Consider the following 17,457-nt stretch of genomic DNA (forward strand, 5'->3'; position numbering starts at 1 on the left):
ACCCCTGCCATCGCGGCAGGGGTTTTTACAGCAGCCCTGCAAAGAATCCGTCATAATCCTGCGTGGCCTTCACCGGCCTACCTTTGAGTCTTTGCACGAGTATTCAGGATGAATCCAGCCCTTCGTTTCCGCAGCCTGCGTGGGGCGCTGCTGGGCGCATTGCTGCCATTGGCCGCCTGCGATCCGGTCACCCCACCCACAGATCTGGTACCGATGCGCGTCGAGCCCGACGCCGCACCGCACACCCCGTTGCCGCCCCGTACCGTCCATTATATTTGCCAAGACGGCACTGAATTGGCGGTGGAATACAGCAGCGAAGGCGCGCGCCTGCATTTGAATGGCGAGCATCATTTGCTGTTGCCAGAAATCGCCGCGTCCGGCGCGCTGTTTGTCGACAGCAGCCTGGAATGGCACACCAAAGGCGAGGTCGGCCTGCTCACCGGCGCCGATGATTCATTGGAGTGCCACGCCCAGTGATAGCGCCCGGCGACCCTTGTCCGGGGCCGCCGGCACACCGCACAATCGGCATTCCCGAAACTGCTGCGGATACCGCCATGTCCACTCCCTGCACCCTGATGCGTCTGCGCGACCGCCTCAATCTGCCTTGGCTCGCGCTGCTCAGCGGCGTGGTGTTCCTGCTGTCACAAACGCTGATCTTGCTGACGCTGGCGCCACTGGATGACCCCAGCGCCTTGCTGCGTATGCAGCTGACCTACACCAGTGCCGAGCAATATCTGGCGCAGTTCGCAGCCTGGGAACACGACGGTCTGCTCTACGCCTACCGCGACCACTTGCTACCGGATACCCTGCATCCGCTGTGGTATGGCCTGTTCGCCAGCACTCTGCTGGCCATCGTGCTGAGCCGCGCCGGCGCCAGCCAACGCTGGAATCTGCTGTTGCCGTTGCCGGCATTGTCGGCGTTGCTGGATGTGCTGGAAAACACCGTACAGCAACTGTTTCTCGCCAACTCCGCATCGATTACCGATGCACTGGCCACCTTTAGCTGGCTGTGTTCCAGTGGCAAATGGTTGCTGGTGATGGTGTACCTGCTGGCGATTATCGGCTGGGCGCTGGTCGGTCGGCGGCGTTAAAGGCAGGCCGCCAGCGGGGCGCACAGTGCAGGGAGTGAGCCGCTAAGCGACCGCCTGTTCCAATGCCCGGTAAAGCATGTCCTGCCGCTCCACCGACGCTGCAATCCCGTTTTAATTTCGACATCAGCGCTTCCCCCCGTCACTGCGAGCGCTTATTTTTTCTTTAAAAAATCGAACCTAAAAAATAAAACTCAGAGCATAAAAATAGCAGCAGAAGCAGAAGCAGAAGCAGAAGCAGAAGCAGAAGCAGAAGCAGAAAGCAACGATATGCCTGCATGCAGCTTTGGATCAGCTTCGGCCTCAGCCTTATTTGAAATGACCACCACACTAGCATGCCGCCCAAAGACAGCCGGCCCGGTCACGCTACCGGCCGTCTCCAGACAGCGTCAGTCACTCCGGTTCAGCGGCGCAACCGTTGCAGCAACAGCAAGCCGGCTCGGCTGATGCGGTAACGCCCCGGCTCACGGGAGCTGATCAAGCGTTTCGCTCGCAGCGACAGAAACAGCGCTGGTGTGATATCCGGTACAAACCAACCATCGCGGGTCAGCACCTCCACCGCTACCAACGTTTTGCGCTGATCGCGCTCCACCAGCAGGACACCGCCCTGCGCCAATACTTTGAGAATGCGCTGTTCAAGGCGGGACGCGTTCACAGCGCCTCCCGCCGCGCCACGCGTGCGCGGACCACGGCCCCAACGGCCGCAGGGGAATCGTTCAACATGGGAATGTCTCGGACACAAACATGCACAGACCGCCACCATCAAGCGGGGCGGAACCAGACCAGGGCGGGATGGGTTATCTGCGCATGAAGCTCCGATCAAAAGGAAGGCGGTGTTTTTACCACGCTCAGCGCGGCGTTGCCAAGGCGGCGTAATCCTGCTCCAGGATGGCCATCATCTGGGCGTTAACGAAACGGCCCTTCTCGAAAAAGTAATCGCGCAGGATGCCTTCGTTGCGCAAGCCGCAACGCTCTAGCAAGCGCTCTGAGGCATGGTTGGCGGGATCGATGAAGGCTTCCATACGATGCAGCGCCAACGGCCCAAAACCGTAAGCCAGCAGCGCCTGCACCGCTTCCGTCATCAGCCCCTGGCCCCAGCAGTCCGGATGCAGCTCATAACCGATCTCGGCGCGGCGGTGGCTGGGACAGTATTGGTGCAGGCCGCAGGTGCCGATCAGGCGGTCATCACCGGAGCGGGTCAGCGCCCAGCGCAGCCCTTCACCGGCCTCGGTGCGGCGCAGCCAAACGCGCACCAACTGCTCGGCTTCCGCCAATTCGGTGAAGGTATCCAGATCGTAGTATTCGCTCACTTCATCGCGGGAGAAGATATCCAGCAGCGCAGGGGCGTCCTCCGCGCGCAGCGCACGCAGGTGCAAACGCGGAGTCTGCAACGGAGTGAACATCAGCATCAGGGCAACTCCAAAGTGCGGTCAGCGGGACGGCAACGGCAGCGGCGCCAGCATCACCCAACCGGCCTCGCGGCCATGGGGGCCAGGATAGTAATCGCGGCGTTCGCCCACTTTGGCAAAGCCGACGCTCAAATACAGCGCCTGGGCAGCGTGGTTGGAAGCACGCACTTCAAGGAACAGCTGCTGGCAGCGCGGCGCGCTGGCCGCCGCCATGAACTCCAATAGCGCCCGGCCCCAGCCCCGGCCTTGGTGAGCACCGGCCACGGCGATGTTGAGCAGGTGGGCTTCGTCTAGCACTTCTGACACCACCGCAAACCCGACGACGGTGCCGTGCAGCTCAAGCACCCGGCAGTGGTGGCCATAGCGGAGCGAGTCAGCAAACAGCGCCGGCGTCCAAGGACTGAACTGCAGCGCCGCATCCAACGCCGCCACGGCGGTCACATCATCAGCCGTCATCAACCGGCATTGCACATCACTGCGCAGCCAAGGTACGACATTGTCAGCCACGGCGGTAATACCCCGCCGCCAGCAACGCCTGCCAAGTGCGGCGTTTATGCTCCGCCGGGGTGTGTAGCATTTCGTCCAGCGCACTGACCACCAGCAGCGACAGGCCATCATGCTGATGCAACTGATAGCGCGGCCGTTGCAGCGCAGTAGCCACCGCCTCCGACGCACACAGCAGCACCTGCCCAGCCTGGGCACGGCACAGACCACGCAGGAACGCATCCAGCGCCTGCCCGGTTTCCTCACGCGAAACACGCATCCGCTCCGGCGGGAATTGGAACCGGCGCCGCGCTTGGCTACGACCGCCCCAGAGCGCCGCCAGCCCCTGCGCCAAACCTTGGGCGTCACGGCCCAGCGCCGGTGCGTGGGGATCGTCTTGCTCGACAACCAACCACAGCGAACCCAGCCACAGCGCTTCCAGGGTAAGAGTAAGCCCGGCCTCGCCGGCCGCCTCCGGCAATGCGGGCTCGGCAGCGTCCGACGGCGCGACCGGAGCCAAGCTCGGCACCGCATCCAGTGCTGCCGACAGCGGCCCGCTACCGGCTGGTGCTTCAACGGTGGCAGCCGGCGCGGCGTTCGACGCGGACACCGCGGTCGGCACTGGCACCGGGTCCGGCACGGCATCAGCCGGCGCCGGCGTCAGCGGCTGCGGCCACGCCCACACCGGGGACGGCGCGGCCGCCGGCACACTGCGGCGCGCCACCCAAGGGGTCAGCCCCAGTGCCTGCAGGTAGGCCTGTCGATGAGGTTCGGGTAAAGCGGACATGAGCGCGGTCGCGGTGATGGAAAGGGCGTCAGTGTAGCAGATCAGCGGCGGCTGCGACGGCGCCACAGCAGACTGACGAGGCCGCCCGCCAGACCCAGCAGCGCGCCGTACAGGTGAGCATTCACATACACGCTGCCCGGCACCCAGGCGGATAGATAGCCGCTGTCATAGCCCGGCAGCTGCTCCCACAGCAGGCGCCCACCGAGCGCCAGCAACAGCACGCCATGCAAGCGCGGATGGCCCGGCAGCCCCACCACCAGCGCCCACACCAGCCAGCTATGCAGCATGCCGGACAGGCCCACATAGGGCCCTTCCAGACCATCACCGATCCACAGCGCGGCACTCAGTAGTGGCGGCGCCAGCAGCCACCACAGCAGCAGCGTGTGACGTCGGTACAGATCAGAGAACACCAAACAGCAGAGTACGAAGCCGCTGACATTGAGCAGTGCATGGGCCAGGTTGGCATGCACCCAATGGGCGCTCCACAACCGCCACCACTGCCCCTGTTCCAACGCGCTGCGCTGGTACTCCAACCAGGGGTCCACCACGCCGGCGGCCGCACCAAACAGCACCAGGATCAGTGCACAGGGCAACCAGCTACGCCAGGTCAGCGGGCGGGACGGGGATGACAACAACGGGGACGGCAACATAAACGGCATTGGAGCACAGCGTTGGTGCCGCGCCAATGGGCGGTCCTCGCGGGCGCTTGGCCGCGCAGGGCAATGCTCTTGCGCCGACGCCATTTGCTTAAGGCAAAAAAAACGCCTCCTGCTATGCAGAAGGCGTTTTTAGGGTCAGCCCGGACCGCGCCGGGCCGGGGTGGGAACGGCTTACATCATGCCGCCCATGCCACCCATACCGCCCATGCCGCCGCCCATGCCGGCGTCTGCCGCACCGGCCGGAGCCGGCTTGTCAGCCACCATGGCTTCGGTGGTGATCATCAGGCCCGCGATGGACGCCGCAGCTTGCAGCGCAGAACGGGTCACTTTGGCCGGGTCGAGGATACCCATTTCCAGCATGTCGCCGTATTCACCGGTGGCCGCGTTGAAGCCGAAGTTGCCGTCGCCATTGCGCACGGTCTGTACCACGACGGACGCTTCTGCGCCGGCGTTGGCAGAGATCTGACGCAGCGGTGCTTCCAGCGCACGTACTGCCAGGGCAATACCCACGTTCTGGTCTTCGTTGTCGCCTTTCAGCTCGCCGAGCTTGGACAGGGCACGTACCAGTGCCACGCCGCCGCCAGCTACCACGCCTTCTTCCACTGCCGCACGGGTGGCGTGCAGCGCGTCGTCAACGCGGGCTTTCTTCTCTTTCATTTCCACTTCGGTGGCAGCGCCAACTTTGATGACTGCAACACCGCCGGCCAGCTTGGCCACGCGCTCTTGCAGCTTCTCGCGGTCGTAATCGGAAGAGGACTTCTCGATTTCAGCGCGGATCTGCTCCACACGGCCGTTGATGTCGGCTTCGTTGCCAGCACCGCCCACGATGGTGGTGTTCTCTTTGTCGATGTTGACCTTCTTAGCGGTACCCAGGTCTTCCAGCGACGCGCTTTCCAGGCTCAGGCCCACTTCTTCGGAGATCACGGTGCCGCCGGTCAGGATCGCGATGTCCTGCAGCATGGCTTTGCGGCGGTCGCCGAAGCCCGGTGCTTTTACCGCTGCGCACTTGATGATGCCGCGCATGGTGTTCACGACCAGGGTAGCCAGCGCTTCGCCTTCCACGTCTTCAGCGATGATCAGCAGCGGCTTGCCAGACTTGGCTACTGCTTCCAGCACCGGCAGCAGTTCGCGGATGTTGGAGATCTTCTTGTCCACCAGCAGGATGTACGGGTCGTCCAGTTCGACGGCCATTTTTTCCTGGTTGTTGATGAAGTACGGGGACAGGTAGCCGCGGTCGAACTGCATGCCTTCAACCACGTCCAGTTCGTTTTCGAGGCTGGTGCCTTCTTCAACGGTGATCACGCCTTCTTTGCCCACGCGCTCCATCGCTTCTGCGATGATTTGGCCCACGGACACGTCAGAGTTGGCGGAGATGGTGCCCACCTGCTCGATGTTCTTGGTGGTTTCGCACGGGGTGGACAGGCTCTTCAGCTCGGCGACAACCGCAGCAACTGCTTTGTCGATACCGCGCTTCAGGTCCATCGGGTTCATGCCAGCGGCAACCGACTTCAGACCTTCGTTAACGAATGCTTGGGCCAGTACGGTGGCGGTGGTGGTGCCATCACCGGCTTCGTCGTTAGCCTTGGAGGCCACTTCTTTCACCATCTGCGCGCCCATGTTCTCGAACTTGTCTTCCAGTTCGATTTCCTTAGCCACGGACACGCCGTCTTTGGTGATCAGCGGGGCGCCGAAGGATTTGTCGAGCACCACGTTGCGGCCTTTCGGGCCCAGGGTCACTTTGACTGCGTCAGCCAGGATGTTGACGCCGCGCAGCATGCGCTGGCGGGCTTCGTCGCGGAACAGAACTTCTTTAGCCATGTTGAATCTTCCTCAATTGCTCAATTCGGTTGCGGGAGTCACGGCGGGGGCAGTAATCAGCCCTCGATCACCGCCAGCACTTCGGATTCGCTCATTACCAGCAGCTCTTCGCCGTCGATTTTGACGGTGTTGCCGGCGTATTGGCCGAAGATCACTTGGTCACCGGCTTTCACGTCCATCGGGCGCACATCACCGGAATCGGTGATCTTGCCTTTCCCGACAGCGATCACTTCGCCACGGGCCGGCTTCTCCGCCGCGGACCCGGGCAGCACGATGCCACCAGCGCTCTTGGTTTCTTCTTCGGCGCGGCGAACCACGATGCGATCATGCAAAGGACGGATTTTCATTGCCTCTGTTCTCCTGTTGAGGTCGAACTGTTCGGGTGTTTAATTCGTGTTCGGCGGCGGTTGGCCACCGGCCCGGAGGCGATTTAGCACTCTCGGGCAGCGAGTGCCAATCATAATTGGAGTTCGGGTGTCGTCAATAGGCATCCACCCACACCCTGTTGGCCTCGGCCGCTGTTAGTGGGGTCGCCGCCAGCCCTTTCAAGGGTTGCCGCCACGATCGTTGCACCACCGCCCCCCGCCCCCTAACCTTGCCCGCTTGAGATGACTGTTTTGCGAGCCCGCCAAGGAGAGCCGCGTCATGGATCTGCGTGGAAAAACCATTGTTGTCACCGGGGCCGGCCGCGGGCTCGGCCGTGCCATTGCCACCCGCCTTGCCAGTCAGGGCGCCGCCCTCGCCTGTGTCGATCTCAATGACGACGACCTCGCTACCAGCATTGCCGCCTGTGCCGCCGCCGGCGGCAGTGCCCGCGCCTACCGCGCCAACATTGCCGATGAAGCCGCGGTGGTGGCGCTGTTTGAACAGGTGGTCAGTGATTTCGGCAGCCTGCACGGGGTGGTCAACAATGCCGGCATCACCCGCGACGGCCTGCTGGTGAAAGCCCGCGACGGTGAGATCAGCACCATGAGCTTGGCGCAGTGGCAGGCGGTGATCGACGTCAACCTCACCGGCGTGTTCCTGTGCGGCCGTGAAGCCGCGCGCCACATGGTGGCGCAGCAGGTGGACGAAGGCGTGATCGTGAATATCTCTTCCATTGCGCGCCACGGCAGCTTCGGCCAGAGCAACTATGCGGCGGCCAAATCCGGCGTGGTGGCGCTGGCTGAGGTGTGGGCCAAAGAGCTGGCGCGCTACAACATCCGCACCGGCGCGGTGGCCCCCGGCACCATCAATACCGACATGATCGCGGCCATGAAGCCCGACGCCCGCGACCGGCTGGTGGCTGGCGTGCCGCTCAAGCGGCTCGGAGAGCCGGACCATATTGCCCGCAGCGTGCAATTCATCTTCGAGAATGATTACTTCACCGGCCGCTGCATCGACACCGACGGCGGCCTGCGCTGAATGATCGACGCCGCAGCCACGGCGCCGCAGCCGTCGTTCGCCGAGCGGGTGTGGCACATAGTGGCAGCGATCCCGGCTGGCCAGGTGGCCAGCTATGGCGACATTGCCGCGCAGGCCGGCCAGCCGCGTCATGCGCGCCACGTCGGCCGTATCCTGCGCCAACTGCCGCCCGGCTCGCAGTTACCTTGGCACCGCGTGCTGTGCGCCAACGGTGCCACCCCGGCCGGCGCCGCTCAGCGTGAGCGCTTGCGCGCCGAGGGTGTCACCTTCCAGGGCGAACGGGTACGCATGAGCGTGCACCGCTGGCAGCCCTGAGCCCCCATTCCCGGAGTCTGTGAATGTCTGCGCCGTTAGCCAGTGCCCGCATCTACCTGCAGCCGCGCATGCTGGCGCTACTGGTGCTCGGTTTTGCCAGCGGTCTGCCGGCACCGTTGGTGTTTTCCAACCTGTCGATGTGGCTGAAAACCGAAGGCATCAGCCGCACCGACATCGGTTTGTTCGCGCTCGCCTCCACGCCTTATGCCATCAGTTTTCTGTGGGCGCCGTTGGTGGATCAGCTGCGGCTGCCGCTGCTGGGGCGCTGGCTGGGCCAACGCCGCAGCTGGATGCTGCTGACCCAATTGCTGATGGTGGCAACGCTGCTGTTCATGGCGCGCTTCTCGCCCGCCGGTCACATCCAAGCCTTGGCGCTGGCGGCGGTGATGGTGAGCTTCGTCAGCGCCACCTATGACATCGTGCTGGATGCGTTTCGCATTGAATCGCTGAAGCCCAATCAGTACGGCGCCGGTTCGGCGATTGCGATCTGGGGTTGGCACCTGGGCGGCACCATGGTCGGCGGCGCCGGCGGTCTGTACTTGGCGCATTACTACGGCTGGAACCTGTCCTATCAGGTGCTGGCGCTGTCGCTGCTGCTGGGCATCGTGGCGGTCTTGCTGAGCCCGGAGCCGGAACGCACCGCACCGCCGCCAGCGCCGCCCAGTGCCTCACGCTGGCAGACGGTCACTGGTTGGCTGCGCCATACGCTGGTGGAGCCGTTCCGCGACTTCACTCAGCGCGACGGTTGGCTGCTGATCCTGTCGTTCGTGTTCTTGTTTAAGTTCGGCGACGCCATGCTTGGGCGCATGTCTAACGTGTTCTATCTGGAGCTGGGCTTCGAGCTGGTGGACATCGCCAACATCTCCAAGATTTACGGTTTCCTCGCCAACCTGATCGGGGTGTTCCTCGGCGGTTTAGTGGCGCAGCGGCTCGGCTACCTAAAAGCGCTGATGCTGTGCGGCCTGCTGGCGGCGCTGACCAACCTCACCTACTCGGCACTGGCGGTGATCGGGCCGCAGAACTGGGCGCTGGCGGTGGCGGTGATCTCCGACAACCTGACCATGGGGCTGGTGACGGTGGCATTCGTAGCCTACCTGTCGAGTCTGTGCAACGTGGCGTACACCGCCACCCAATACTCGCTGCTGTCCTCGCTTGGCAACCTGTCGCGTATCTGGCTGGCGTCGTCCAGCGGCTACGTGGTCGATCAGCTGGGCGGCAACTGGTCGCTGTTCTTTATGCTCACCGCGGCACTGGCGCTGGTGGGGCTGCCGCTCCTGTGGCTGATCATGCGGCGCTTCCCCGATCACGCCGCGCAGCGGAGTCCCTGAGGTGCCGCGCTGTTATGTGCTCGGTGCCGGTAACCTCGGCACGCTGGCGGCGGATTATTTCGCTGATGCCGGCTGGGATTGCATCGCCGCTGGCCGCGCCGCACTGACGCGCCGGCTGAGCAACGGCGTGATGCAGTGGCAGCGCACTTTGGCCGCCGATGACGGCGCGCCGATCCAACTGCTGGTGCTGGCCACCAAGGTACAAGACAGTGCTGCCGCGTTGGCGCCCCTGCGCGCCCGCCTCGATCACGACAGCGTGCTGTTGCGATTGCAGAACGGCTTGCTCGACCCCACCACGCTGGGGCTGCCGCCGCTGCGGCACATCGAGGCAATCAGCTTCAGCGGCGCCTGGCGCGACACCGGTGCCGACGGCGTCATGCACGTGCACCGGGTGGCGGAAAACGATACCTACTTGGGCGACGGCTCCGCACTGCCACCGCCGTGGTTCGCCGGGCTGCAGCAGTTCTGGCCCAAGCTGCAATGGCGCACCGACATCCACTGGCAACAATGGCGCAAGCTGGCAGTGAATGCGGTGCTCAATCCGCTCACGGCGCTCTACGACTGCCGCAACGGCGAACTGTTGGCCGAGCCCGGTCGGCGCGCGGCGATGGCGGCGCTGGCAGCAGAAGTGGACGCGCTGGCACGGCGGTTGTTCGAACACTGGCCGAATGACACCCTCGCCCGCAGTGAGCAGGTGGCGGTGGCCACCGCCGGCAACCTGTCATCCATGTGCGCGGATCGCCGTGCCGGACGCGCCACCGAAATCGATTTCATCAACGGTGCGCTGCTGCGCGCCGCCGCGCAGCACCACCTGTCACTGCCGCATCACACCGAGGTGGTGGCGCGCCTGCAGTGGCCGCTGGCCTCGGTTGACCCGCTGCCGGGCACCTTTTAATGTCGCGCAAGCCGCGCACCCCACGCGCTTGCTCCCCTGTTGCAGGATTGCCGCCATGTCATTGTCCCCGCTGCGCCCGTTGGCGCTGACCGCCCTGTTGCTGACCGCCACCGCCGCCACCGCTGAAATGCCCGGCGTGCGCACCGACCCGGCCGGGGGCGCGCTGCCAGCCGGTGCGGTGGTGCTTACCGACACCGATCTACGCCGCCTGAACGTCCACAGCCTGCTCGATGCGCTCGACAGTGTCGGCGGGGTGATGGCCCAGCGCCGGCTCAGCGGCCGCGACGGTCAGGCCTCGCTGGACCTGCTCGGGTTCGGCGCCAGCGCCAGCGGCAACGTACTGGTGCTGCTCAATGGCCGGCCGCTGCACAACCTGTCCGGCGACCTCACCCGCTTGCAGGCGATCCCGCTTGCCACCGTCGCCCGCATTGAAGTGCTGCCGGCCACTGGCGCGGTGCTGTACGGCCAAGGCGCCAGTGCTGGCTTGATCAACATTGTGACCCGCCAAGACCGCGAGTCCGGCGCCACGCTGCAACTACAAGGTGGCAGCGACCACACTCTCGGCACCGAGCTGAGCGGCAGCGCCGCGTCCGACGCCGGCCAGGCGCTGCTCGGCGTGCGTCGGCTGCACAGCGACGGCGACCGCGACAACAGCCGACTGGACCAAGGCAGTGCCTTCATCGACCTGCGCCGCGAACTGGACGACAGCACCCTGTACCTGACCGCGCTGGCGGGCCGCGAGGAAGTCGGTTTGCCCGGCGCGCTCAGCGGCAACCTCTATCGCGACCACCCGCGCCGTGCCAGCACCCCGTTCGACACCGCCGAGCAGGATCACTACCTGGTCAATCCGGGGCTGGTGGTGCGCGGCGCCTGGGCCGACCTTTATGTGGAAGGCAGCTGGCAACGTACCGACCGGCACCACGACCGTTATTCGCTGGCAGCGCTGGAACAGGACCAACTGGAAACCTGGGGCTTCACCCCACGCGTCAGTGGTCAACTGGCCACTGGCGCGCTGTCGCACCGCTGGACGCTGGGCATGGATCTGTACAAAACCAGTTGGCGCCAGCAGGTCAGCGGCCAGCAGGACGCCGATCTCGACCAGCGCCAGGAAGCCTGGTATTTGCACAACATCACCACGCTGCGCCCGGATCTGTTCCTGACACTGGGTGCACGCTCGGAAAAAACCACCCAGCGCATCGACCTGCCCGGCGGCGGCGCGGGCGAGCTGGATGCCCGCTACGAACTCTATGAAGGCGGCCTGACCTGGCAGCCGGCGCCGGTGCTGGCGCTGTTTATCAACGGCAGCCGCACCGCGCGGGTACCGTTGGCGGATGAATGGCGCCAGGCTAGCCCCAACTTGCGCCCACAGACCGGCACGCTGTACAGCGCCGGCGGCCGCTGGGAGCAGGGCATCCAGCGCTCGGTGTTCACCTATTTCCGCGGCCGTTATCAGCACGAACTGTGGTATGACCCGCAGGGCACGTTGGTGAACCTTGATGACCGTACCCGCCGCGACGGCTACATGCTCAATAGCCACTGGGCGTTGAACGACCAACTCACCATGACTTTCAACTACACCCTGCAACGCTCGCGCTTCATGCACGGCGTTTACGGCCGCAACGATGTGCCCGGGGTGCCGCACCGCTCCCATTACTTGGCGTTCGACTGGCAGGCACGGCCGTGGCTGGCGTTCACCGTGACCCAGCGTTACGTGGCGCAGCGCTACACCTTTAATGATCCGGCCAACCAGTATTTCCCCAAACAGCGCAGCTACTACTGGACCGACCTCGCCGCCACCGTGCAGTGGCAGCGCTACCGGGTGCGGGCGTCGGTGCACAATCTGCAAGATAAGCCGGCCACCGATTTGGCCTGGACCGATGGCGTGCAGAGCGATGCCTACCCGCTGCCGGGCCGCTACTTCCTACTCAGCGCCGAGGTATCGCTGTGAGTGGCGACCGCATCAGCCGCGTCATCACCCGCACCGGCGATGGCGGCGACAGTGGTCTGGCGGACGGTTCCCGGCAGCCGAAGTCGGCGCCGGTGTTCGACGCGCTCGGTGATCTCGACGAACTCAACGCCGGGCTCGGCGTGCTGCGCAGCCATGCGCTGGGTGCCGACACCGATGCCGGCCTCGACCGCATTCAGCAGCGCCTGTTTGATCTCGGCGCTGAATTGGCGGTGCCGGGTCTGCTGCGGCTGGACGCTGCGGATGTGCTCCACATTGAGCAGTGGTGTCAGGCCATCAACAAACAATTACCTTCTTTGCAGGAATTCATCCTGCCCGGGGGCACACCTTCGGCAGCTTGGTGCCATATGATGAGAACCGTGGCCCGGCGTGCCGAGCGGCATCTGGTGGCACTGCATCGCATCAGTGCCCAGAACCCGCACAGCCTGGCCTACGTGAACCGGCTCTCGGACTTGCTGTTCGTGTTAGCGCGACAGCTCAATCGCCAAGCCGGTCATCCCGAGACCTTGTGGCGGAACTCTTGATGCGACGTCTTTTCGGTTTTCTCAAACAACGATTCCTGCGTTTTCGCCGGGAAGCCGTGGTGTTGTGGTTTGCGTTCCGCCATCCGGCGACACCGCGCTATCTGAAAGTAGCCAGCCTGCTGACCGCGCTGTACCTGCTCAGCCCCATCGACTTGATTCCGTTTGCGATTCCAGTGCTCGGGGTGGTGGACGACATCATCATCGTGCCGATGGCGCTGAGTTGGATCGTCAAACGACTGCCGCCGCAGGTGCGCGTCACTGCTGAAGAGCGCACGACCCGCTTCGTGGCGCGCTATGTGAAGCGTCCGCTGCTGCTCACCGTCGGTGTGCTGGTGGCACTGGTGACGTTCTGGGCGTTGGCACTGTGGGGCATCTACTACTTCTTCTTCGCCTGATCTGCTTTGTGGAAAAACCGTGCAAGGGCTGAGTGGCCGTTGCCGGTGTCAGCTATGATGCCGCGGTGATTCCACGGAGCTTCGGCATGCACCGCATCCAGACTCGGCTGTTCCTGGTCCTCGCCAGCACTGGCTTCCTACTGGTGCTGGCGGCGGCCTTGGCCTACCAACTCAGCTTCCATCAAGCGATGGTCGACTACCTGACCGAGCGCGAGCGGCTGCGCTTGGAGGAGTACGCCGAACGCCTCGCCGAACGCTATCCGGACCATTGGTCCTTCGCGCTCGATCGGCGCGGCCACCCGCGCCATGCCCCGCGCCTGCCACGCCACATGGCGCTGGAGGACGACGGCGGCCAGGTGCGCATCGGCACCCCGCGGGGCCACGGCCCGCTGCACCGTATTCCGATCCAGCGCGATGGCCAACGCATCGGCATGCTGGTGTCGCCGCTGCGCCCGGACCTGCCGCCGGATGCAGTAGACCAGACCTTCGAAACACGCCAGTTGCGCACGCTGATGTTGACCACCGCCATTGCGCTGCTGGTGGCGTTGCTCGGCTCTTGGCGGTTGGCGCGCTATCTGGTGCGGCCGATCACTGCCATGACCGACGCCGCCCGGCGCATGGCCAACGGCGACTACCAGCAGCGGCTACCCATGGCACGCCGCGATGAGCTGGGCGTGCTCGGCGCCGATATCAACCACCTGGCGCAATCGCTGGAACTGGCCGCCCGCGCCCGCGACCGCTGGCTGGCCGATGTGTCCCACGAGCTGCGCACCCCGCTGGCCATCTTGCAAGGTGAACTGGAAGCACTGATCGACGGCATCCGCCCGCTGGAGCCGGCGCGACTGGAATCACTGCACCAGGAAATTCTGCACCTGCGGCGGCTGATCGACGACCTGCATGATCTGGCGTTGGCCGACGCCGGCACGCTGCGCTATCGCATGGACAGCCTCGACCTGCGCGCGCTGGTGCAAGAACAATGGTCGCTGTTCCTGCCCGGTTACCAAGAGCGACAGATCGTCACCGACTGGCGCGACGGCGGCCCGCTGCCGGTGCGCGGCGATGCCACCCGGCTGCGCCAACTGCTGGCCAACCTGCTCAGCAACAGCGTCAAGTACACCGATCCGGACGGCCGCGCCGAACTGGTGACCCGCGTCAGCGGTGAACAGCTGGTGATCACATTGGATGACTCGGCCCCCGGCGTTGAAGATGACGCCCTAGCGCGCCTGTTCGACCACCTATACCGGGCCGAAAGCGCCTCCCGTAACCGCGAGCTGGGCGGCTCCGGTCTCGGCCTGGCGCTGGCCCGCCGCATTGCCGAGGCCCACGGCGGCCGGCTGGAGGCCAGCGCCAGTGCGCTGGGCGGCCTGCGGCTGACGCTAACACTGCCCCGGCTGGCTGCCTGAGGACGCCATGACTGCACGCATTTTGATTATCGAAGACGAAGCCAAACTCGCCAGCCTGTTGGCCGACTACCTGCACCATGCCGGCTACCGCACGCTGGTGGCCCACAGCGGCGAGCAGGGGCTGGCCTGCGTCGAAACCGAAGCCGACATCGACGTGGTGCTGCTGGACCTGATGCTGCCCGGTATCGACGGTCTGGAGGTGTGCAAGCGCATCCGCCAGCAATCGATGCTGCCGGTGATCATGCTCACCGCGCGGGTGGATGAAGTGGATCGTCTACTGGGGCTGGAGCTGGGCGCCGATGACTACATCTGCAAACCGTTCAGCCCGCGCGAGGTGGTGGCGCGGGTGAAGGCGTTGCTGCGCCGCGTCAGTGCCAACCAACTGCCGCCGGCCGCCACCAGCGACCGCACCTTGGCGCTGGATGAAAACCGCTTGGAAGCGCGCTTCCAGGGCGACAGTGTGGCGCTGACGGTGGTCGAGTTTGCGCTGCTGCGAGTGCTGGCCGAGCATCCTGGCCACATCCGTTCGCGCCAGCAGCTGATGGACCGCATCTATTCCGACAACCGTGTGGTCAGTGATCGCACCGTGGACAGCCATATCAAAAAACTACGCAAACGGCTGGCCGATTCCTTCCCAGGCACCGCGTTTATCCACTCCATCTATGGCGCTGGCTACCGGTTCGAGATCACCGACGCCGACGACGCATGCTGATCCTTTCCACGGTCACTGCACATTTGCTGCACAGTGGTCGCGCACCATGGACTTCTTCACATCGACCCTGAGTCCAAGGAGCCTTGCCATGAAAAAGATCACTCTGCTCGGCCTGAGCCTGATCACCGCCGTCGGCGTTGCCGCCACTACCGTGCACGCTGCGCCGCAGGACGGTGCCCGTGACGGCCACGGCCGCCACCACAGCAGCCGGATGGGCCACCAGCAACGCGGCGACCTGACCGCCCGCCAGCTGCAACATCTGGACCGCGCGGTGGAACTGAGCGATGACCAGAAAGCTGTCCTCAGCGAACTGTTTGAGCGCCAAAAACAGGAAATGGCTACCCTGCGCAACCAGCACCGCACCGAAATGCTGGGCCAGTTGCGCGGCGACCAGCAGGCGAAACTGGAAGCGCACCGTGCTGAGCAAGAACAGCGTCAACAGCAGCGTCGTGATGGGGCTGCGGAACGCCGCGCTGAACGTCAAGCCAACCGCTGAACCGGTTTTCATCAGCCATAAAAAAGGAGCCTATTGGCTCCTTTTTTATGGCGCCTTGGGGCTATGAAAAACAAATTTCACCGCCCCGCTTGCACGCCCCTACTACAGCAGTACGCGCCGCAAATCCGCCAGCAGCGCCGACAGATAGCTGGTGAAGCGCGCCGCGTCAGCACCGTCAATCACCCGGTGGTCGTAGGACAACGACAGCGGCAACATGTCGCGCGGGACAAAGCCACTGCCATCCCACACCGCTGTGGTCTGAGTGCGGCTGACGCCAAGGATGGCCACTTCCGGCCAGTTCACGATCGGGGTAAAGGCAGTGCCGCCAATACCGCCCAGCGATGAGATGCTAAAACAGCCGCCCTGCATATCGCCCGGCGTCAGCTTGCGGTCACGGGCCTTGCCAGCCAACTCCGACACTTCGCGGGCAATCTCGACAATGCCTTTGCGGTCCGCATCGCGAATCACCGGCACCACCAACCCGTTAGGCGTGTCCACCGCCACACCGATGTGCACGTACTGCTTCAGGATCAGCGTTTCACCGTCGTTGGACAGCGAACTGTTGAAACGTGGAAACGCACGCAACGCCTTAGCGCACGCCGCCACCAGAAATGCCAGCATCGTCAGCTTGTCGCCGCTGGCCTTGAGGCGCTGATTTTCGCTCTGGCGGAAGGCTTCCAAGTCGGTGATGTCGGCTTCGTCGAACTGGGTGACATGGGGAATCGTCAGCCAAGCACGGTGCAGATTGCAGGCCGCCGCTTTGCGCAGTTTGCTGAGCGGCTCGGCCTCGACAGTGCCGAATTTGGCAAAGTCGATCTCCGGCAGCGCCGGCAAACCGCTGCCGCCGGTGGCCGCCGGTGCGGTCAACGCTTGTTTGACGAAGGCGTGCAGATCCTCTTTGAGGATGCGCCCGCGCGGACCGGTGGCGGTGACCCCCACCAGGCTCACTCCCAGCTCACGCGCCAAACGCCGTACCGCTGGGCCAGCATGCACTGGCGCGTCGGTGTCGGTGTCCGCTGTCGGCTGGGCACTGGCCGCCGCCGGTGGCTTGGCTGTGGTTGGTTTGTGGTCCGCCACCGGCGCGTCGCGGGTGGCAACGGGCGCCGCGGGAGCCGCTGGCTCGCTTGCCGCGGCCGGTGCTGCGCCGCCAGTCACCTCCAGTTCGAAGAAGGCATCGCCAGAATTGACCTTGTCGCCGACTTTCACCGTCACCGCCACCACAGTGCCGGCTTCCGGCGCCGGCAGTTCCAGTGACGCCTTGTCGGACTCGATCACCGCCACAATTTGGTCGGCGGTGACACGGTCACCGGCGGCAATCGACAGCTCGATGATTTCCGCATCGCTGATGTCGCCCAGGTCAGGCACCGGCACCGTGATCTTGCGACTGCCGCCAGCGCTTGAACCAGACGAGTCGTTGCCGTTTGCGTCTGCTCTCCGATCTGTTGGCGCCGGCTTGGCAGCAGCCGCGCTGTCGGCGGAGGCAGCCGTTTGCGGCGGCTCGGTGGCGGCTTGATCGTCGCTGCTGTCGGCGGCCTCGCCGTCAGCAAAAGCGACCATGGGATCGCCTTCTTTGATCCGGTCGCCGACCTTCACCAACACCTCAGCAACAGTGCCAGCGCGCGGCGCCGGCACTTCTACCGTAGCTTTGTCGGATTCCAATACGATCAGCGTGTCTTCGGCGGCGACCTGATCGCCCACTTTCACGCTGATTTCAATAACGTCCACCGGATCGCTGCTGCCGATATCGGGGACCGTGATGATGTGCTTGCTCACGT

Annotated in this window: 20 protein-coding genes; 12 read left to right on the forward strand and 8 right to left on the reverse strand. The window is 64.5% G+C overall.

The window, feature by feature from the left end:
• Nucleotides 1–108 precede the first annotated feature (108 nt).
• On the forward strand, nt 109–477 hold the full coding sequence (locus AB5I84_RS10400; protein ID WP_369455791.1) for an MliC family protein: 369 nt from the start codon (nt 109–111) through the stop codon (nt 475–477).
• Between the two features lie 77 nt (nt 478–554).
• On the forward strand, nt 555–1,091 hold the full coding sequence (locus AB5I84_RS10405; RefSeq protein WP_369455792.1) for a hypothetical protein: 537 nt from the start codon (nt 555–557) through the stop codon (nt 1,089–1,091).
• Between the two features lie 400 nt (nt 1,092–1,491).
• Here AB5I84_RS10405 and AB5I84_RS10410 read toward each other — a convergent pair whose 3' ends face one another.
• The 7 genes from AB5I84_RS10410 to AB5I84_RS10440 form a co-directional block, all read right to left on the reverse strand.
• The gene (locus AB5I84_RS10410) at nt 1,492–1,743 is read right to left on the reverse strand and encodes a YjhX family toxin (RefSeq protein ID WP_369455793.1); all 252 of its coding nucleotides are present in this window, start codon (nt 1,741–1,743) and stop codon (nt 1,492–1,494) included.
• 193 nt (nt 1,744–1,936) lie between these two features.
• Nucleotides 1,937–2,497: a GNAT family N-acetyltransferase gene (locus AB5I84_RS10415; RefSeq protein ID WP_369455794.1), complete on the reverse strand. Its 561-nt coding sequence runs from the start codon at nt 2,495–2,497 to the stop codon at nt 1,937–1,939.
• Nucleotides 2,498–2,518: 21 nt separating this feature from the next.
• Nucleotides 2,519–3,004 carry a ribosomal protein S18-alanine N-acetyltransferase gene (gene rimI / locus AB5I84_RS10420; protein WP_369455795.1) on the reverse strand — a complete coding sequence of 162 codons (486 nt, stop codon included), beginning with the start codon at nt 3,002–3,004 and terminating at the stop codon, nt 2,519–2,521.
• The gene (locus AB5I84_RS10425) at nt 2,997–3,767 is read right to left on the reverse strand and encodes a hypothetical protein (RefSeq protein WP_369455796.1); all 771 of its coding nucleotides are present in this window, start codon (nt 3,765–3,767) and stop codon (nt 2,997–2,999) included. Before AB5I84_RS10425 ends, rimI begins: the two co-directional genes overlap by 8 nt.
• Nucleotides 3,768–3,808: 41 nt before the next feature.
• Nucleotides 3,809–4,426: a rhombosortase gene (gene rrtA / locus AB5I84_RS10430; protein WP_369455797.1), complete on the reverse strand. Its 618-nt coding sequence runs from the start codon at nt 4,424–4,426 to the stop codon at nt 3,809–3,811.
• 171 nt (nt 4,427–4,597) lie between these two features.
• Nucleotides 4,598–6,244 (reverse strand): chaperonin GroEL, encoded by a 1,647-nt coding sequence (groL, locus tag AB5I84_RS10435; protein WP_369455798.1) that lies wholly within the window; start codon nt 6,242–6,244, stop codon nt 4,598–4,600.
• Nucleotides 6,245–6,300: 56 nt separating this feature from the next.
• Complete coding sequence (locus AB5I84_RS10440) at nt 6,301–6,591, reverse strand: co-chaperone GroES (protein WP_369455799.1); 291 nt, start codon at nt 6,589–6,591, stop codon at nt 6,301–6,303.
• A 298-nt stretch (nt 6,592–6,889) separates the two neighbouring features.
• Between AB5I84_RS10440 and AB5I84_RS10445 the strand changes: the two genes are divergently transcribed.
• From AB5I84_RS10445 to AB5I84_RS10490, 10 genes are all read left to right on the forward strand, one after another.
• Nucleotides 6,890–7,648: an SDR family oxidoreductase gene (locus tag AB5I84_RS10445; RefSeq protein WP_369455800.1), complete on the forward strand. Its 759-nt coding sequence runs from the start codon at nt 6,890–6,892 to the stop codon at nt 7,646–7,648.
• Nucleotides 7,649–7,963, forward strand: coding sequence for an MGMT family protein (locus tag AB5I84_RS10450; RefSeq protein ID WP_369455801.1), 315 nt, complete (start codon nt 7,649–7,651; stop codon nt 7,961–7,963).
• Between the two features lie 23 nt (nt 7,964–7,986).
• On the forward strand, nt 7,987–9,291 hold the full coding sequence (locus AB5I84_RS10455; RefSeq protein ID WP_369455802.1) for an AmpG family muropeptide MFS transporter: 1,305 nt from the start codon (nt 7,987–7,989) through the stop codon (nt 9,289–9,291).
• Nucleotide 9,292: 1 nt separating this feature from the next.
• Nucleotides 9,293–10,186, forward strand: coding sequence for a ketopantoate reductase family protein (locus tag AB5I84_RS10460; protein WP_369455803.1), 894 nt, complete (start codon nt 9,293–9,295; stop codon nt 10,184–10,186).
• Between the two features lie 55 nt (nt 10,187–10,241).
• On the forward strand, nt 10,242–12,134 hold the full coding sequence (locus AB5I84_RS10465; RefSeq protein WP_369455804.1) for a TonB-dependent receptor: 1,893 nt from the start codon (nt 10,242–10,244) through the stop codon (nt 12,132–12,134).
• Nucleotides 12,131–12,676 (forward strand): cob(I)yrinic acid a,c-diamide adenosyltransferase, encoded by a 546-nt coding sequence (locus tag AB5I84_RS10470; RefSeq protein WP_369455805.1) that lies wholly within the window; start codon nt 12,131–12,133, stop codon nt 12,674–12,676. Before AB5I84_RS10465 ends, AB5I84_RS10470 begins: the two co-directional genes overlap by 4 nt.
• Nucleotides 12,676–13,071, forward strand: a complete 396-nt coding sequence (locus AB5I84_RS10475) for a YkvA family protein (protein WP_369455806.1) — start codon at nt 12,676–12,678, stop codon at nt 13,069–13,071. Before AB5I84_RS10470 ends, AB5I84_RS10475 begins: the two co-directional genes overlap by 1 nt.
• An 86-nt stretch (nt 13,072–13,157) precedes the next feature.
• The gene (locus AB5I84_RS10480; protein ID WP_369455807.1) at nt 13,158–14,474 is read left to right on the forward strand and encodes an ATP-binding protein; all 1,317 of its coding nucleotides are present in this window, start codon (nt 13,158–13,160) and stop codon (nt 14,472–14,474) included.
• A gap of 7 nt (nt 14,475–14,481) precedes the next feature.
• On the forward strand, nt 14,482–15,186 hold the full coding sequence (locus tag AB5I84_RS10485) for a response regulator (RefSeq protein WP_369455808.1): 705 nt from the start codon (nt 14,482–14,484) through the stop codon (nt 15,184–15,186).
• An 88-nt stretch (nt 15,187–15,274) separates the two neighbouring features.
• Nucleotides 15,275–15,682 (forward strand): hypothetical protein, encoded by a 408-nt coding sequence (locus tag AB5I84_RS10490; protein WP_369455809.1) that lies wholly within the window; start codon nt 15,275–15,277, stop codon nt 15,680–15,682.
• Between the two features lie 102 nt (nt 15,683–15,784).
• Here AB5I84_RS10490 and aceF read toward each other — a convergent pair whose 3' ends face one another.
• Nucleotides 15,785–17,455, reverse strand: a complete 1,671-nt coding sequence (gene aceF / locus AB5I84_RS10495) for a dihydrolipoyllysine-residue acetyltransferase (RefSeq protein WP_369455810.1) — start codon at nt 17,453–17,455, stop codon at nt 15,785–15,787.
• Between the last annotated feature and the right edge of the window lie 2 nt (nt 17,456–17,457).

It is taken from the genome of Alcanivorax sp. REN37, from assembly GCF_041102775.1.
GTDB lineage: Bacteria > Pseudomonadota > Gammaproteobacteria > Pseudomonadales > Alcanivoracaceae > Isoalcanivorax > Isoalcanivorax beigongshangi.

Coding starts and splice junctions, on each gene's coding strand:
- AB5I84_RS10400 (WP_369455791.1), top strand. CDS start 109: ATGAATCCAGCCCTTCGTTTCCGCAGCCTGCGTGGGGCGCTGCTGGGC.
- AB5I84_RS10405 (WP_369455792.1), top strand. CDS start 555: ATGTCCACTCCCTGCACCCTGATGCGTCTGCGCGACCGCCTCAATCTG.
- AB5I84_RS10415 (WP_369455794.1), bottom strand. CDS start 2,497: ATGCTGATGTTCACTCCGTTGCAGACTCCGCGTTTGCACCTGCGTGCG.
- AB5I84_RS10425 (WP_369455796.1), bottom strand. CDS start 3,767: ATGTCCGCTTTACCCGAACCTCATCGACAGGCCTACCTGCAGGCACTG.
- rrtA (WP_369455797.1), bottom strand. CDS start 4,426: ATGCCGTTTATGTTGCCGTCCCCGTTGTTGTCATCCCCGTCCCGCCCG.
- groL (WP_369455798.1), bottom strand. CDS start 6,244: ATGGCTAAAGAAGTTCTGTTCCGCGACGAAGCCCGCCAGCGCATGCTG.
- AB5I84_RS10440 (WP_369455799.1), bottom strand. CDS start 6,591: ATGAAAATCCGTCCTTTGCATGATCGCATCGTGGTTCGCCGCGCCGAA.
- AB5I84_RS10445 (WP_369455800.1), top strand. CDS start 6,890: ATGGATCTGCGTGGAAAAACCATTGTTGTCACCGGGGCCGGCCGCGGG.
- AB5I84_RS10450 (WP_369455801.1), top strand. CDS start 7,649: ATGATCGACGCCGCAGCCACGGCGCCGCAGCCGTCGTTCGCCGAGCGG.
- AB5I84_RS10455 (WP_369455802.1), top strand. CDS start 7,987: ATGTCTGCGCCGTTAGCCAGTGCCCGCATCTACCTGCAGCCGCGCATG.
- AB5I84_RS10465 (WP_369455804.1), top strand. CDS start 10,242: ATGTCATTGTCCCCGCTGCGCCCGTTGGCGCTGACCGCCCTGTTGCTG.
- AB5I84_RS10475 (WP_369455806.1), top strand. CDS start 12,676: ATGCGACGTCTTTTCGGTTTTCTCAAACAACGATTCCTGCGTTTTCGC.
- AB5I84_RS10480 (WP_369455807.1), top strand. CDS start 13,158: ATGCACCGCATCCAGACTCGGCTGTTCCTGGTCCTCGCCAGCACTGGC.
- AB5I84_RS10485 (WP_369455808.1), top strand. CDS start 14,482: ATGACTGCACGCATTTTGATTATCGAAGACGAAGCCAAACTCGCCAGC.
- AB5I84_RS10490 (WP_369455809.1), top strand. CDS start 15,275: ATGAAAAAGATCACTCTGCTCGGCCTGAGCCTGATCACCGCCGTCGGC.